Origin of the sequence: Chelativorans sp. AA-79 (assembly GCF_029457495.1) — a bacterium.
Classification (GTDB): domain Bacteria; phylum Pseudomonadota; class Alphaproteobacteria; order Rhizobiales; family Rhizobiaceae; genus Chelativorans.
Window position 1 is genome coordinate 192,330 of sequence record NZ_CP120362.1, and the last position, 14,442, is coordinate 206,771.

16 protein-coding genes and 1 pseudogene are annotated in these 14,442 nt (G+C 63.2%); 12 read left to right on the forward strand and 5 right to left on the reverse strand.

Translation table 11 applies throughout. The annotated features are described in order from the left end of the window. Positions 1 to 13: 13 nt before the first annotated feature. Entirely contained in the window at positions 14 to 646 is a 633-nt protein-coding gene (locus PVE73_RS26880) for a peroxiredoxin (protein WP_277367660.1), read from the reverse strand. A gap of 119 nt (positions 647 to 765) precedes the next feature. Here PVE73_RS26880 and PVE73_RS26885 point away from each other — a divergent pair, with 119 nt between their 5' ends. The 10 genes and pseudogenes from PVE73_RS26885 to PVE73_RS26930 all read left to right on the forward strand — a co-directional run bounded on the left by PVE73_RS26885 (position 766) and on the right by PVE73_RS26930 (position 8,781). Further along, positions 766 to 1,236 (forward strand): Rrf2 family transcriptional regulator, encoded by a 471-nt coding sequence (locus PVE73_RS26885; RefSeq protein WP_277367661.1) that lies wholly within the window; start codon positions 766 to 768, stop codon positions 1,234 to 1,236. Next, positions 1,233 to 1,898: a Crp/Fnr family transcriptional regulator gene (locus PVE73_RS26890; RefSeq protein ID WP_277367662.1), complete on the forward strand. Its 666-nt coding sequence runs from the start codon at positions 1,233 to 1,235 to the stop codon at positions 1,896 to 1,898. The genes PVE73_RS26885 and PVE73_RS26890 overlap by 4 nt, the downstream gene beginning before the upstream one ends. A gap of 120 nt (positions 1,899 to 2,018) precedes the next feature. Then, complete coding sequence (locus PVE73_RS26895) at positions 2,019 to 2,231, forward strand: DUF2892 domain-containing protein (RefSeq protein ID WP_277367663.1); 213 nt, start codon at positions 2,019 to 2,021, stop codon at positions 2,229 to 2,231. 4 nt (positions 2,232 to 2,235) lie between these two features. Further along, positions 2,236 to 2,667, forward strand: coding sequence for a YeeE/YedE thiosulfate transporter family protein (locus tag PVE73_RS26900; protein ID WP_277367664.1), 432 nt, complete (start codon positions 2,236 to 2,238; stop codon positions 2,665 to 2,667). Between the two features lie 3 nt (positions 2,668 to 2,670). Further along, positions 2,671 to 3,131, forward strand: a pseudogene (locus PVE73_RS26905) (DUF6691 family protein). A gap of 119 nt (positions 3,132 to 3,250) precedes the next feature. Further along, entirely contained in the window at positions 3,251 to 3,721 is a 471-nt protein-coding gene (locus PVE73_RS26910; protein ID WP_277367665.1) for a Dps family protein, read from the forward strand. A 266-nt stretch (positions 3,722 to 3,987) separates the two neighbouring features. Continuing rightward, entirely contained in the window at positions 3,988 to 5,664 is a 1,677-nt protein-coding gene (locus PVE73_RS26915; RefSeq protein WP_277367666.1) for a bifunctional protein tyrosine phosphatase family protein/NAD(P)/FAD-dependent oxidoreductase, read from the forward strand. Between the two features lie 96 nt (positions 5,665 to 5,760). Then, the gene (gene sulP / locus PVE73_RS26920; protein ID WP_277367778.1) at positions 5,761 to 7,497 is read left to right on the forward strand and encodes a sulfate permease; all 1,737 of its coding nucleotides are present in this window, start codon (positions 5,761 to 5,763) and stop codon (positions 7,495 to 7,497) included. Between the two features lie 19 nt (positions 7,498 to 7,516). Beyond that, positions 7,517 to 8,416 carry an MBL fold metallo-hydrolase gene (locus tag PVE73_RS26925; protein ID WP_277367667.1) on the forward strand — a complete coding sequence of 300 codons (900 nt, stop codon included), beginning with the start codon at positions 7,517 to 7,519 and terminating at the stop codon, positions 8,414 to 8,416. Between the two features lie 2 nt (positions 8,417 to 8,418). Continuing rightward, a complete protein-coding gene (locus PVE73_RS26930) occupies positions 8,419 to 8,781 on the forward strand; it encodes a rhodanese-like domain-containing protein (RefSeq protein WP_277367668.1) in 363 nt (120 codons plus the stop codon). A 333-nt stretch (positions 8,782 to 9,114) separates the two neighbouring features. Here PVE73_RS26930 and PVE73_RS26935 read toward each other — a convergent pair whose 3' ends face one another. The 4 genes from PVE73_RS26935 to PVE73_RS26950 form a co-directional block, all read right to left on the reverse strand. Next, positions 9,115 to 9,828 (reverse strand): ABC transporter permease, encoded by a 714-nt coding sequence (locus tag PVE73_RS26935; RefSeq protein ID WP_277367669.1) that lies wholly within the window; start codon positions 9,826 to 9,828, stop codon positions 9,115 to 9,117. A 19-nt stretch (positions 9,829 to 9,847) separates the two neighbouring features. Beyond that, positions 9,848 to 11,167: an MFS transporter gene (locus tag PVE73_RS26940; RefSeq protein WP_277367670.1), complete on the reverse strand. Its 1,320-nt coding sequence runs from the start codon at positions 11,165 to 11,167 to the stop codon at positions 9,848 to 9,850. A 7-nt stretch (positions 11,168 to 11,174) separates the two neighbouring features. Continuing rightward, positions 11,175 to 11,450 (reverse strand): metal-sensing transcriptional repressor, encoded by a 276-nt coding sequence (locus tag PVE73_RS26945; RefSeq protein WP_277367671.1) that lies wholly within the window; start codon positions 11,448 to 11,450, stop codon positions 11,175 to 11,177. Between the two features lie 392 nt (positions 11,451 to 11,842). Beyond that, entirely contained in the window at positions 11,843 to 12,886 is a 1,044-nt protein-coding gene (locus tag PVE73_RS26950) for an IS110 family transposase (protein ID WP_277367672.1), read from the reverse strand. A gap of 99 nt (positions 12,887 to 12,985) precedes the next feature. Here PVE73_RS26950 and PVE73_RS26955 point away from each other — a divergent pair, with 99 nt between their 5' ends. Both PVE73_RS26955 and PVE73_RS26960 read left to right on the forward strand, forming a co-directional pair. Further along, on the forward strand, positions 12,986 to 13,258 hold the full coding sequence (locus tag PVE73_RS26955; protein ID WP_277367673.1) for a hypothetical protein: 273 nt from the start codon (positions 12,986 to 12,988) through the stop codon (positions 13,256 to 13,258). A gap of 205 nt (positions 13,259 to 13,463) precedes the next feature. Continuing rightward, positions 13,464 to 14,438: a DUF3991 domain-containing protein gene (locus PVE73_RS26960; RefSeq protein ID WP_277367674.1), complete on the forward strand. Its 975-nt coding sequence runs from the start codon at positions 13,464 to 13,466 to the stop codon at positions 14,436 to 14,438. The last annotated feature ends 4 nt before the right edge of the window (positions 14,439 to 14,442 follow it).

Consider the following 14,442-nt stretch of genomic DNA (forward strand, 5'->3'; position numbering starts at 1 on the left):
AGGGTGTGCGGTATCAGGCGTTCAGCTTTACCTTGCGCAGATAGGGGCGAAGTTCTTCCCAGCCCTGGGGAAACAGCCCCTTGGCCTGATCGTTCGGGATCGACGGCGGGATAATCGCGTAATCGCCCGGACGCCAGTCGGCGGGGAGCGCAACGCCCATTGCATCGCCGGTCTTCAGCGCGTCGATCACACGCAGGATCTCGTCGAAGTTGCGCCCGACACTCATCGGGTAGGTCATTGTCAGGCGCAGCTTCTTTTCATTGTCGATGATGAAGACCGAGCGCACGGCGGCGGTTTCGGACTGGGCCGGATGGATCATGTCGTAGAGCCGCGCGATTTTCAGATCCGGGTCCGCGACGATAGGGAACCGCAGCGTCGTGTTCTGCGTGTCGTTGACGTCCTCGATCCATTTCAGATGCTCATCGACCGTGTCGGTGCTGAGCCCGATCGGCTTGACGCCGCGCTTGTCGAACTCGGCGCTGAGTTGCGATGTCCGGCCCATCTCGGTGGTGCAGACCGGCGTGAAGTCCGCCGGATGGCTGAAGAAGAAGGCCCAGTCGTCTCCGATCCATTCATGGAACGAGATCGGTCCGAGCGTCGTGTCGGCGGTGAAGTCCGGAACGGTGTCTCCTAGTAGCAGAGGCATGATGTTTCCTTTCAGTGGGTTGCCCGGCGGATACCGCGCCTCGCCGTGCCGTTCAGTGACATTGTCACCCAGCTTGCAAAAAAGTTATATGCTGGGTAGAAGTTTCACCGGGAGACATGATGAAGCTCACGGCATATTCCAACTACGCGCTTCGATCACTTCAACTTGCCGCACTTAGGGCGCCGGATCTTATCCGCGTCGATGACGTGGTGCGGGTGCATGGGCTGGCCCGGCCGCACATCGTCAAGATCGTCCACGAGCTGGGACGCGCCGGCTTCGTCAAGACCCAGCGCGGGCGGGGCGGCGGGTTCCGTCTTGCACGTCCGGCCGAGGAGATCGTCGTGGGTGACGTCATCAGGTTGACCGAGGGACCGCTCGATGTTGTCGAATGTTTCAATCCGGCCTCGAATACATGCCCCCTCATTGGGATATGCCGGCTCTCCTGGGGCCTCCACGAGGCGACGCGGGCGTTCATGGAGGTGCTCGACGATCTCACGCTGGCTGACATCTCCGCCAATCACGATCAGCTGCTGGGGCGCATCGCGACGGTCGAGAAGGGCGCCCCGGCGCCGACGCGGAACGCGACATGAGCATCGGCGACTGGACCGAACGGTTCCAGGGTATGCGCGGTCTTCCCCGGACGGTGCGAGACAGGCTTCTCGCCAGCGCACGGGTTGCGCGATACGCACGCGGCCAAACTGTCTTCAGTCCCGACAACCGCCCTGACAATCTGCTGTTTCTGGTCGAAGGAACGCTCCGGGTCTCGCAAACGGCGGAATCGGGGCGCGAGATCGTGCTCTACCGGGTGGAGGCGGGTGAAAGCTGCGTGCTGACGACGGCCTGCATGCTGGCCGAAGAGGCCTACAACGCCGAGGGGGTGGCGGAAACGGCGCTGGTTGCCGTTGCGCTCTCGCAAGAGACCTTCGATCTGCTGGCGGCGGAGGAACCGGCCTTTCGCAAGTTCGTGTTTGCGGCCTATTCGCGCCGTCTGCTGGATCTCCTACATGTCGTGGACGAGGTGGCCTTCGGACGGATCGACGTGCGCCTTGCGGCGAGGCTGCTCGCCCTCGCCGGTACGGCCGTCGAGGTGTCGGCAACGCACGACGAGCTCGCCCGGGAGCTGGGCACGGCGCGCGAAGTCGTGTCCCGCGTCCTGCAGGACTTCCAGAAACGCGGGTTCGTAAGCCAGGCGCGCGGTCGGGTCCGGCTGCTCTCCAGGGAGAGTCTGACGCGGATCGCCGAAAGCGATTGAACGAAACTCACCGCACGCGGCCTCCGGCGACCGACTTTTCCTGCGCTCAGTGACAATGTCACTGAAGCTTGTGCGGCAAAGTTATATCCGTCAGACAGCTTTCATCCTGGAGGATCTGCCGTGAGCGTCAATGTTGGAACCGTCGATCGCATCTTTCGGGCCGCCCTTGGCCTCGCGCTTCTCTATCTCGCGTTTCTGAGCGGTCTGCCGCTCTTCGAAGGGGCGCTGCTCAAGTACGGCGCGGCTGTCGTGGGGCTCGTCATGCTGATCGTTGCCGCGACCCGTGTCTGCCCGATCTACTCGGTGCTCGGCGTCAAGACCTGCCGGGCCTGAGCCGATGGAGACCGTGTTCACACCCTGGGCCTCCCTCGGCGGTGGCGTTCTGATCGGTCTCGCGGCCACGTTGCTGATGCTGTTTCTCGGCCGGATCATGGGCGCGACCGGCATTCTTGCGGGCTTGCTCACACCGTCCTCGGGCAGCGAGTTCGCATGGCGCGGCGCGGTGCTGCTCGGCATGGTGAGCGGGCCGCTTGCGCTGCTCGCGATCACCGGCGAGATGCCAGCGGTCCAGGTGCCCATTTCGACAGCGATGCTGATCGGGGGCGGGTTGCTGGTGGGTGTCGGCGTGACCTTCGGGTCCGGCTGCACGTCCGGGCATGGGGTGTGCGGCATGGCGCGCTTGAGCGTCAGGTCGGTCGCAGCGACGCTCACCTTCATGATCACCACCTTCGCCACGGTCTACGTCGTTCGTCACGTTCTGGGAGCCTGAGCCTTGCGTTTGATCGCCGCCTACATCATCGGACTGGTGTTCGGCACCGGAATCGCACTCTCCGGCATGGCGAACCCGGCCAAGGTGCTGAACTTCTTTGACATCGCGGGCAGTTGGGACCCGTCGCTCATCTTCGTTATAGGCGGAGCGCTGGTGACGACCTTCATCGGCTACCGGCTGGCCTTCGGGCTGCCCGCGCCCATTCTGGCCGAGGCGTTTCAGGTGCCCATCAGCCGCACCGTCGATGCCCGCCTTCTGGGCGGCTCGGCGGTGTTCGGTATGGGCTGGGGCATCGCCGGCTTCTGCCCGGGCGGGGGCTGCCCGCGCTCGGGACCGGCCGGTGGGAGGTGATCGCCTTCACCGCGGCCGTGATCTCGGGGATCTTCCTCGCGAAATTTCTGCAATCCCAAGGCGGCGGCGGGAGGCGCGAGGGCGGAAAACGGTCTTTGAGCCCGCAGCTTTGATAAACCTGGTCGAGGGCCTACGATAAGCGGACATCGACTTTGCGACTGTAACAACTGAACCGGTTCCGAGCTGTTCCGAGTCCGAATTGATCAAACCAACCAACCAAAGGAGAATGAAAATGACGAGCAACATCGAAATGACTGACGAAGCCAAGAAGGCATGCGCTGAGGCGCTCTCCAAGGTCCTAGCGGACACCTACGTCTTGTACCTCAAGACCCACAACTACCACTGGAACGTGGAAGGGCCGAAATTCCGTAGCTTGCATGAAATGTTCGAGGAGCAATACCGTGATCTATGGAGCTCGATCGACGATATCGCTGAACGGATTCGCGCCCTCGGGCATTATGCGCCGGGGACCTACGCGAAGTTCCAGGCCCTCTCCACCGTCAAGGACAACGAGGACATTCCGGCCGCGGACGACATGCTCAAGGAGCTGATCGCGGACAACGGAATGGTGGCCAGGACGATCCGCTCCGCGCTCCCGACGATCCAGGAGGCCGGCGACGAGGCCTCGGCCGGGCTGCTGGCCGACCGTCTCACGACGCACGAGAAGCAACTCTGGATGATGAAGAGCATGCAGGCCTTGTGACGCGGCCTTCGCAACCGTTTGCCCCGTTCCGCGCGCCGATACAGGCCGTTTCCCCGCCGGGTCGCCCGTGATCTCGGGAAAGTCGGCCCTCGAATGCCGTTCGATCTGATCGAGAGACTCGGCGAAAAAAACGTACAGCGCCAAATTCTTTGCCGTTGGCGACAACGATGACAAAGACCCGTCTGCATAGCGATAGAGATCATTTCTGATCTGTCGAAACGAATACCAGGCGGGCCCGCCAGATCAGGAGATGGAGGAACCGCTTCATGAATGTCAACCGTATCGACGACCGACTTGCCGTGTCGCCGCAGATCGCCCCCGACGACCTCGCTACGCTTGCAGCCGAGGGCTATCGGGCAGTGATCTGCAACCGGCCCGATGGAGAGAGCGCGGACCAGCCGTCATTCGAGGAAATCGAGCGTGCGTCGCGCGAGAATGGCTTGGAGGCGCGGTATCTGCCTGTGGCGTCGGGCCTCGTGCGTGACGAGGATGCGGAGGAATTCACCGGAGCGATGCGCACCCTGCCTGGTCCCGTCCTGGCCTATTGCCGCTCGGGAACACGCTCGGCGACTCTTTGGGCGCTGTCCGAGGCGAAACGCCGTCCGCTCGCTGAGATCCTCGGCAAGACCAAGGCCGCGGGCTACGACATGTCGGGCGTCGCGCGCCGCGTCGCCAATGGGGGCAAGACACCGACCGACACGGGCGACGCCCACTACAAGGTGGTGATCGTTGGCGCGGGGGCAGCCGGTATTGCCGTCGCGGCAAGCCTCAAGGCGCGCAAGTCGGACCTCGAGATCGCGATCATCGATCCCGCCGAAATACACTATTACCAGCCCGGCTGGACGATGGTCGGTGGCGGCATATTCGAGGCGCAGGAAACCGCCAAGACCATGGGCATCCTGATCCCGAAGGGTGTCACCTGGATCAAGGCCGCGGTCGCTGCGTTCGAGCCGCAGAACAACGCTGTCATCCTGGATGGCTGCCGCGTGGTGAAATACGACCGGCTTGTTGTCTGCCCTGGTCTCAAATTGGACTGGGGCAAGGTCGAGGGGCTTGTCGAGACGCTCGGACGAAACGGCGTGACCTCGAACTATCGCTACGACCTCGCGCCCTATACCTGGCAACTGGTGCAGGAGATGCGGGGCGGGACTGCGATCTTCACGCAGCCTCCGATGCCCATCAAGTGCGCCGGCGCGCCGCAGAAGGCGATGTATCTCTCGGCCGACCACTGGCACCGGTCCGGACGGCTCAAGAATATCGACATTCACTTCTGCAACGCGGGCGGCGTTCTCTTCGGCGTGAAGGACTACGTGCCGGCGCTGATGGAGTACGTGAAGAAATACGACGCCAAGCTCGACTTCTTCCACAACCTCGTGGCGGTGGACGGCCCCGCCAGGAAAGCCACCTTCGAGGTCAAGGAGCCGGAGAAAGAGCCCCGGCGCGTCGAGATGGCATTCGACATGATGCATGTCTGCCCGCCGCAGACTGCGCCGGACTTCATCCGCGTCTCGCCGCTGGCCGATCAGGCCGGCTGGGTCGATGTCGACCAGGCGACACTACGGCACAAGAGGTTCGACAATATCTGGGCGCTCGGCGACGTGATGAACGCGCCCAATGCCAAAACGGCCGCCGCAGCGCGTAAGCAGGCGCCCACGGTGGCCGAGAATATTGTCGCCGATATCGCCGGACGTTCGGCCGTGGCGCAGTATGATGGCTACGGCTCGTGTCCGTTGACGGTCGAACGCGGCAAGATCGTGCTGGCGGAGTTCGGCTACGGCGGGGTGGTGAAGCCGACCTTCCCCTCCTTTCTGATCGACGGAACAAGGCCGAGCCGGGCGGCGTGGTTTCTGAAGGAAAAGATGCTGCCGCCGATCTACTGGCAGGCGATGCTGAAGGGCCGCGAATGGATGGCGAAGCCTGAGCTTGATGTTGCCGCCGAGTAATAGGAACGCGCGGCCTTTCCTCCCGCTGAACGCGCGTCAGCGAACGCGGCGCACCGGTTGCGCCCGTTCCCTAAACCCCAGAGCGTACCCGCAATGATGCCAAGACTTGCCCGCTATTTTCCGATCCTCAAATGGGGGCCTCACTACGACCGCTCTGCGCTGACGAACGACCTTCTCGCGGCGGTGATCGTGACGATCATGCTGATCCCGCAGTCGCTGGCTTATGCACTGCTGGCGGGCCTGCCGCCCGAGGCCGGGATCTATGCTTCGATCGCCCCGATCCTCCTCTACGCGGTCTTCGGCACCTCCCGCGCGCTCGCCGTGGGCCCGGTGGCGGTCGTGTCGCTCCTGACCGCATCCGCCGTTGGACAGGTGGCCGAACAGGGCACGGCGGGCTATGCCGTCGCCGCGCTGACGCTCGCGGCGCTCTCGGGCGGGTTCCTTCTGCTGCTCGGCGTCTTCCGGCTGGGCTTTCTGGCGAATTTCCTCAGCCATCCGGTGATCGCCGGGTTCATCACCGCTTCCGGAATCCTGATCGCGACGAGCCAGCTCAAGCACATCCTCGGCATCGATGCGGGCGGCCACACGCTGATCGAGATGGGTGGTGCGCTTGTCTCGCATCTCGGGCAGATAAACCCGACTACGGTAGTCATCGGCGTCGCCGCAACAGCATTCCTGTTCTGGGTTCGCAAGGGGCTGAAGCCGCTCTTGCGCGGGATGGGCGCGGGCCCGCTTCTCGCCGACATCGTCACCAAAGCCGGTCCCGTGGCTGCTGTTGTGGTCACGACACTCGCGGTTTGGGCTTTCGGTCTCGCCGAGCGCGGCGTCTCCATCGTCGGCGAGGTGCCGCAAGCGTTGCCGCCTTTGACCATGCCGGGCCTCGCACCCGAGCTGATCCGCCAACTGGCGATCCCGGCGATCCTGATCTCCATCATCGGCTTCGTGGAATCCATTTCCGTCGCCCAGACTCTCGCGGCCAAGAAGCGTCAGCGTATCGATCCCGACCAGGAACTCATCGGGCTGGGCGCCGCCAACCTCGGTGCGGCCTTCACCGGCGGCTATCCCGTCACCGGCGGGTTCGCGCGCTCGGTCGTGAACTTCGACGCGGGCGCCGAAACGCCGGCGGCCGGCGCTTTTACCGCAATCGGCCTAGCGATTGCCGCGCTCGCCCTGACGCCGCTGGTCTACTATCTGCCCAACGCCACGCTGGCAGCAACCATCGTCGTCGCCGTGCTCAGCCTTGTAGACTTCTCGATCCTGAAGAAAACCTGGTCCTACTCGCGCGCTGATTTTGCAGCGGTCGCTGCAACGATCCTTCTGACCCTGACTCTGGGCGTCGAGATTGGCGTCGCCTCCGGTGTGATCCTGTCCATAGCGCTGCACCTCTACAAGACGTCGAAGCCCCATGTCGCCGAGGTCGGACTCGTTCCTGGAACGAACCATTTCCGCAACATCAACCGGCATGAAGTCGAAACGGATCCGGAGCTCCTCACCCTGCGCGTGGACGAGAGCCTCTACTTCGTGAATGCCCGGTTCCTCGAGGATCTCATCCAGGACCGCGTGGTCGACGGTCATTCGCTACGGCACGTGATCCTCATGTGCTCCGCGGTAAACGAGATCGATTACTCGGCCCTCGAGAGCCTGGAGGCGATCAACCGCAGGCTCACGGATCTGGGGGTCGGACTGCACCTCTCGGAAGTGAAGGGGCCGGTGATGGACCGCCTCGAGAGCACACACTTCCTCGACCAGCTCAACGGACGTGTCTTCCTGTCCCAGTATGACGCCTGGAAGGCCCTCGCCAAACTGGCCGATCCGGCCAAAGCCGCAGAATGACCTGAAAGGAAAGGACTGCATGACAATCCCGCATTCGAAAAGCGCATCCCGTGGACCTGGAAGCCCCGATGTCGTCGGTTTCTACGATGAGGCCTCGGGCAGTTGCCAGTACATCTGCATCGACCCGGCGACGAAGAAATGCGCGCTGATCGATGTGGTTCTCGACTTCAATCCGGCCCGCGCCCGCACCTCGACCGAATGTGCCGACTGGGCGCTCGACTGGATTGAGCGCGAGGGTCTGATACTCGAGTGGATCCTTGACACGCACCCCCATGCCGACCACCTGATGGCGGCGGCATATCTCAAGGAAAAGACCGGCGCGTCCAACGCAATCGGAGAGAAGGTGCGCGAGATCGCAGAGCTCTGGCGCGACTTCTACAACACGCCGTACGCATTCGACCCGGAGGCCGATTTCGACCGGCTCTTCGCCGATGGCGACACGTTCCGCGTGGGCGAGATCGACGTGCGCGTGATACTGTCGCCCGGCCATACGCTCGGCTCGATCACCTATGTGGTGGGCGATGCGATCTTCGCGCATGACACCTTCATGCAGCCCGACAGCGGCACCGCGCGTGCCGACTTCCCCGGCGGTTCGGCGGCCATGCTCTACGACTCCCTGATGGCGATCCTCGCGCTGCCAGACGAGCATCGCATCTTCATTGGCCACGACTACGGCGCGGAGGGCCGCGATGGCCCAGCCTGGGAAAGTACGGTCGCGGAGCAGAAGGCCTCGAACAAGCACCTTGGGGGCGGCGTTCCGAAAGAGGAATACGTGAAGGTCCGAGAGGAGCGCGACGCGACACTCAACCTTCCCGACCGGATGCTACATGCGCTGCAGTTCAATCTTCGAGGCGGCCGCCTGCCGGAGCCGGAGGGAGACGGAAACAGCTACTTCAAGGTACCAGCGAACAGGTTCTGATCATGGCACAACTCGAAAACTGGACCCCGGAAAGGGTAAAGGCGGCTCTCGACGCGCAGGAGATCGTATTGATCGATGTACGCACGCCGCCCGAATACATCATGGAGCATATCGACGGCGCGCTGCTGATGCCCATGGCGTTCTTCCGTCCCGAGGCGCTGCCCACACAGGACGGCAAGCGTATCGTGTTGCATTGCGGCTCGGGCGCCCGGTCCGGCAAGATGGCCGAGATCGCCCTGAAAGCAGGACTGACGCCACTCGCTCATATGGAGGGCGGCTTCGGTGCATGGAAGCAGGCCGGTCTGCCCTACACCGGCACCGATATGGCCACGGGCGCGCCCAAGCCTATGAATGCCAGCTCGTAACTTGGGATCAGCGATTTTCCGAAAAGGGCTACCTCTTCGGCCTGCGCCCGCGCGGTTTCTGGAACGCAAGGCGCCGCGGCAGATGGCGAGCCTGCTGTCGCGATCCGAGAAGGCGCATCGCCGACAGCGCGCTCGCAGCGGTGACGTCATCTTCGCAGCTTAAAACGCCGCGAAATGCTGGTTGCTTCAGGTGTCATTGAGGCACCGCAGGTGCGCAGTCTGTCCCAAAGCGCTCGATGGGCATCGCACAAAATGGGGCGGCCATCCCTTCTATAATCGGACCCTGGGCGTCAAGACGGGATTCAATCCAATCTACCCGCGTATCTCGATGGCTCAAAAGAGCTCATTGAGCGCAACGGCAACCAACACCAGTCCCGCCACCGCTTCGAGAGTTCTGGCCACGCCTTCGATCACCTTGGGGCGCGTCGCAAGCAGCTCGACAAGTTGACTGCGGAAGAACACGGTGACGATGGCGACGGCAGAAAGCGTCAGCGCTACTCCCATCATCATCGTGACGGCGAAGGCGATCCCGGCCTGCGGTACGCCTCTGGTGATGGCAAAGATCATGACGAACAGCGTCAACGGACAAGGGATCAGTCCGGCCATGATGCCGACCGCCGCGCCCTCTCCACCCGCGTGCGTATGTCCGGCGCGGGTGGCCGCGCGCCACAGCATCCACAGTCCGATGAGGCCGAGCAGCCCCCGGCTCACATCTTCCAGAAGCGGTGCCCGCCCGACGCTGCCCAATGCCACGGACACCAAGGGAAGCGAGAGCAGCGCAATCAGGACGGCCATGCCCACATGGACGAATGAGAGGACGAGCGACACAACCAGGCTGCGTCCCATACCCGACGACGATCCGGCCAGATAGGTCGCGAGGATGGATTTGCTGTGGCCGGGGGTCATGGCGTGCACCGCGCCGAAGACGATGCCCATCGGCAGGAAAGCGGCAAGCGCCGTCCAGCTTCCTCCTGCCGCGAACGCCTTTATGTGATCGGCAAACGTGAGGTAGATGTCCCGTTGTATATCGATGAGCCATTGCAGCATGGACGACTCTACACTCTCCTCAGGGCTCGCGTGGCCACTGCGGATGCAGATCGTCGATGATGAAGGCGTGGACGTGACGATGCCCGCCGCTCGGTGTGCCCTCTTTCCAGTGCGGATCGTTGTCCGGCAGGTTGGGATGTCGATGCGCGATGGTCTCTTTGTCGGATACCGGCCAGAGAAGCAACGCGGCGGCCAGAGCAGTGGCGGCGATGACCGCGAGGACCACGAATGTCGGGTTCAATCCGATCGTGGCGCCCAGCCACCCTGCCAGCGGGTAGGTAGCAAGCCAGCAGGCATGCGACAGGGCAAATTGCGCCGCAAACAGCGCGGGCCGATCCTCGGCATGCGAGGAGCGCCGCAGCAAGCGGCCGGACGGCGTTTGCGCGGTGGAATAGCCGATCCCGATCACGAACCAGAGCGGCAGAAGCGCGGCAAAGCCGGGAAGCACCGTTCCCGCGACAAGCCCGGCGATCATGAGTGCAACGCCGGCCAACATCGCCGTGCGGTCCGAGACGGATTCGAGAAGCCGCGGCAGGGTCAGCGCAGCCAGCATCGACCCGCCACCGAAAGCCGCTAGCGCCAAAGCCGTCGATTGTTGCGACAGCTCGAACGCGCCTTGCACGATAACCACCGTATTGACGATGACCATCGCGCCGGCGGCGGCAACGGCCATGTTGACGGCCAGCAGACCACGTAGTCGTGGTGTGGCGAGATAGATACGCAGCCCGCGCGTGGTCCGCTCATAGATCGGGCGCGGCGTGCTCGGCTTCGGGCTGGGCAGCAGAACTGACACGACAAGCGCGGCCGATGCGAAGAAGCCGATGACCGTGCCCGCGAACAGGGTATGAAAGCTGACCAGAGTGAGCAGGAGCGCGGCTAGCATCGGACTGACCAGGCTTTCGAGATCATAGGCCAGCCGCGACAGGGACAAGGCCCGTGTATAGTCCTTCTCGTCCGGCAGAACATCGGGGATCGTTGCCTGGAACGTCGGAGTAAACGCCGCCGAGGCCGATTGCAGCAGGAAGATCAGCACATAGATCTGCCAGACCTCGGTGACGAATGGCAGCAACACCGCGATTGCTGCGCGCACCAGATCGAGGTTGACCAGCATCGCGCGCCGTGGCAGACGTTCGGCAAAGGCGGCGGCAACCGGCGCGACGCCGACATAGGCGATCATTTTGATGGCGAGTGCGGTGCCGAGCACCGTCCCTGCATCGGCTCCTGCCAGATCGAAGGCCAACAACCCGAGAGCAACGGTTGCGAGGCCCGTACCGATCAGAGCGATGATCTGTGCGCTGAACAGATGCCGATAGGTGCGGTTCGAGAGGATATCGAGCATCGGCGCGTTACAGGTACTTCGCGATCGCCTTGAACTCGGCGATCGATTGTTTCTGCGCGTCCGGCAAGCTCTCCGCTGCTTCGCCCAGGCAATGGTCGAGATGATCGCGGATCAGCGTTTTCTTGGCTTCGGCGATCGCTTTTTCGACAGCATGAAGTTGCTGCGCGAGATCGAGGCACGGACGGCCGTCCTCGAACATGCCGATGACACTTTGCAGGTGACCTCCGGCGCGTCTGAGACGTTTGATGATGGCGGGATGGGTGGAATGGAGTGCTTCCTTCATGCTTTGATCTTATCCTCCCTGGGGGGATAGAGTCAAAAGCATCCCGCATGCCGGAGCCGGACGCAAAGGTGGCTCGAGACAAGTATTCTGGGCAGTCGCGCGTTACGCGCGACCGTGCTCTATCTCCAGCCGGCAAGCCGGCTTCCTACCGAACCCGCTTTTGAGCGGTTTCGGCCCATTAGGGTCACGATCACTCTGCCGGTTAGTCCGCATCACTCTTCTATTCGGAGTCGCATCTTTTGCGCTCCATGATGGGTTTCGATGAGGTGGTCGTCCACGCTGACGGCGCGTGCTCTGGTGATCACAGGGATGGCCTCGGACTGACCGGCACAGGGATCGCGACGGACTGACTTTCTCCCTTCGGAGCTGAACGTCTCCGGCGGAACCTCCGGTCAGGCGGTCGCGGCCTCCTGTTGATCGCTGCTGCCGAACCGGAAGCATTCTCCTGTAATCCACATCTGGTGCATGACGATCGCAATGCGGCGCGCGAGCGCGACAATCGCCTTGGCTGTTCCCGAACGCTTTGCGACCTTTACTGCCCACGCTTTGAGGGAACACCATTTCTTGGACACCAGCATCATCGACGTCGCGGCTTCGACCAGCAGATAGCGCAAGAGCTTGTCGCCGGATTTGGAGACATGCCCCGACCGGTCGGTCTCTCCCGATTGATACACCCGCGGCGTCAGTCCCAGATGCGCTGGAACCAGTTTCGAGCGCTTGAAGCGGCTGGGATCGTCGATGGTCGCCTTGAACGCGAGCGCTGTCAGTCGGCCGACCCCCGGTATCGTCTGGAACAGCTTGCAGATCGGATCGGCACGCGAGGCGCGTTCCAGGGCATTGTTCAGCTTGCGCATTTGAGCACGCATTTCATCGCGCGCCGCCAGAAGCGGTTCGATTGCCGGCAGCAGCAAGGGTTCCTCAGCACAGAGTTCCTTGACGCGCTCGCTGAACTGGCAGCGGTGAACCTTTCCAAGTTTAAGCCCCTGGGTGCGTAAGAGGGCCCGGATCGTGTTCTCGATCTGCAGCATCGTCGTCATGAACTGGCGGCGGCCGATCAACAAAGACCGGACGAACTGCGACGGGCGGCTATTCACATGCACGGGTTTGAAGTGCCCGACACGCATCATGGTTGCGATCCCGTGCGCATCGTTGCGGTCGGTCTTGTTCGGCCGCGTTGAGAGGAAACGCTGTGTATGTCTGGTTTCCAGGCAGAACACCGGAAAGCCCGCGTCCTGCACAGCGCTGTAAATCCACTCCGACAACGGACAGGCCTCGAGCCCGACCAGGGTTATCTCCCCTTTCAGCTTCGACAGTTTCGCGATGATTTCCGCCGGTTCTGAGCGAACCGTGACCTGAAGAACAGGTGAGCCTTCCTCATCGATGGCGCACGTCCCCGTTTTGTTGAGACCGAGATCCAATCCGATAAATAGTTTCATTGCCAGATTCTCCATCATGTTTCGAACCAGGCACGAGGGTAGCAGAAGCCCAGGGTCCGATTATCCCATCTGACGCGGTAGAGAATAGGGAACGGGGCTATGATCGTCGTGATCCGCCGTTGGTTCGAACACAGAAGCGCAATCCGCCGGCGCTGGCAGGCCGATGCCCGTCGCCTCGCCGCGGCCGAGGGGCCCAACGCCTACTATGAGGCGCAGCGCCGTGCCGTCCTGGCACGCGTTCGCGGCGAGACAACCGAATTCTATCACTGGGCCAAGGTCGCCGCGGAAGTCGCCCGCATCTCTCCGCAGGCGGAAATAGACATCGAGATGGTGACCGCGATCGTCGCCGAGGAAGAGCGACGCAGCGGTTGACGTGCGCGTGTGCGTGCCGCTTGCGCGCTGCGCCCGGCAAGGGAGGCTTCGCCGCGGCGGGCGAGATCGGTCCGGCCCCGCGAATCTGCCGGGTTGCCCGCCGCGCCCTTGCCCGTCTTGCTCTTCGCGGCGTGCCGATCCTCGTCCCGGCACAGAGCGGGAGCGGGAAGCGGATAAGAGGAGCGCGCGAAGGCGCAGGCGAGATATGGAAAAAACAGACCTGGAAGAGCTGAGAGGAAAGGTGCCCTGCAGCGCCGTGCTGGAGGACGCGGGGTTCGCGCTCGATCTCAAGGAGAGCAGCCGAAAGGCGATGAAGTATCGCCGCGCCGCCGAGATCATCATCGTCATCCATGACGGCAAGGGCTGGTTCGATCCCTTGTCGGATGCAAAGGGCGATGTCTTCTCTCTGGTGGAACATCTCGACGGCGTTCCATTTGCCGCCGCGCTCTATGTCGTCGCCGAACTGGTCGGCTTTGTGCCGTCCGAACCGGTCTGGACACGCGAGGCCAGGGACCGCGCGCCCGACCTGACGATCATGGAACGCTGGCTGGTCCGGCGCAAACCCTGGCCCGGCTCGGCGACATGGCGCTATCTGCGCGACACGCGCCACATCCCAGAACGTGTCATTCGGAAGGCCATCACCGCGAACCTCCTGCGCGAAGGCCCGAAGGGCAGCATGTGGGCCGGCCACACCGATCACGCCGGCGAGGTGACCGGCTGGGAGGAGCGCGGTCCCGAGTGGCGCGGCTTCGCGACCGGCGGCGCCAAGATGCTGTTCCGTCTCGGCCGGCCCGATGCGCCTCGACTCTGTGTCACCGAGGCGGCGATCGACGCCATGAGCCTGGCGGCGATCGAGGGGCTTCGCGCGGATACTCTCTATCTCAGCACCGGCGGCGGCTGGGCCCCGGCCACGGCCGAAGCTCTTAAAACATACGCCCACCGGCCGGGCGCCCATCTCGTGGCGGCCACCGACAACAACGCGCAGGGCGAGATCTATGCCCGCCGACTGCAGGCCCTTGCGGCCGAGGCAGGATGCGGGTTCGAGCGGATCTGTCCGCTGAAAGACGATTGGAACGCCGAACTGGGAAGGAGTGAGGTATCGAAAGGAAGGGAGAAGCCGAAGGAGGATGGCTGCCGCATTCCCGCCGGCCGCCTCAAGGGTGACGCTTCGCCCGGCTGACGCC

Coding starts and splice junctions, on each gene's coding strand:
- PVE73_RS26880 (WP_277367660.1), bottom strand. CDS start 646: ATGCCTCTGCTACTAGGAGACACCGTTCCGGACTTCACCGCCGACACG.
- PVE73_RS26885 (WP_277367661.1), top strand. CDS start 766: ATGAAGCTCACGGCATATTCCAACTACGCGCTTCGATCACTTCAACTT.
- PVE73_RS26890 (WP_277367662.1), top strand. CDS start 1,233: ATGAGCATCGGCGACTGGACCGAACGGTTCCAGGGTATGCGCGGTCTT.
- PVE73_RS26900 (WP_277367664.1), top strand. CDS start 2,236: ATGGAGACCGTGTTCACACCCTGGGCCTCCCTCGGCGGTGGCGTTCTG.
- PVE73_RS26910 (WP_277367665.1), top strand. CDS start 3,251: ATGACGAGCAACATCGAAATGACTGACGAAGCCAAGAAGGCATGCGCT.
- PVE73_RS26915 (WP_277367666.1), top strand. CDS start 3,988: ATGAATGTCAACCGTATCGACGACCGACTTGCCGTGTCGCCGCAGATC.
- sulP (WP_277367778.1), top strand. CDS start 5,761: ATGCCAAGACTTGCCCGCTATTTTCCGATCCTCAAATGGGGGCCTCAC.
- PVE73_RS26925 (WP_277367667.1), top strand. CDS start 7,517: ATGACAATCCCGCATTCGAAAAGCGCATCCCGTGGACCTGGAAGCCCC.
- PVE73_RS26930 (WP_277367668.1), top strand. CDS start 8,419: ATGGCACAACTCGAAAACTGGACCCCGGAAAGGGTAAAGGCGGCTCTC.
- PVE73_RS26935 (WP_277367669.1), bottom strand. CDS start 9,828: ATGCTGCAATGGCTCATCGATATACAACGGGACATCTACCTCACGTTT.
- PVE73_RS26940 (WP_277367670.1), bottom strand. CDS start 11,167: ATGCTCGATATCCTCTCGAACCGCACCTATCGGCATCTGTTCAGCGCA.
- PVE73_RS26945 (WP_277367671.1), bottom strand. CDS start 11,450: ATGAAGGAAGCACTCCATTCCACCCATCCCGCCATCATCAAACGTCTC.
- PVE73_RS26950 (WP_277367672.1), bottom strand. CDS start 12,886: ATGAAACTATTTATCGGATTGGATCTCGGTCTCAACAAAACGGGGACG.
- PVE73_RS26955 (WP_277367673.1), top strand. CDS start 12,986: ATGATCGTCGTGATCCGCCGTTGGTTCGAACACAGAAGCGCAATCCGC.
- PVE73_RS26960 (WP_277367674.1), top strand. CDS start 13,464: ATGGAAAAAACAGACCTGGAAGAGCTGAGAGGAAAGGTGCCCTGCAGC.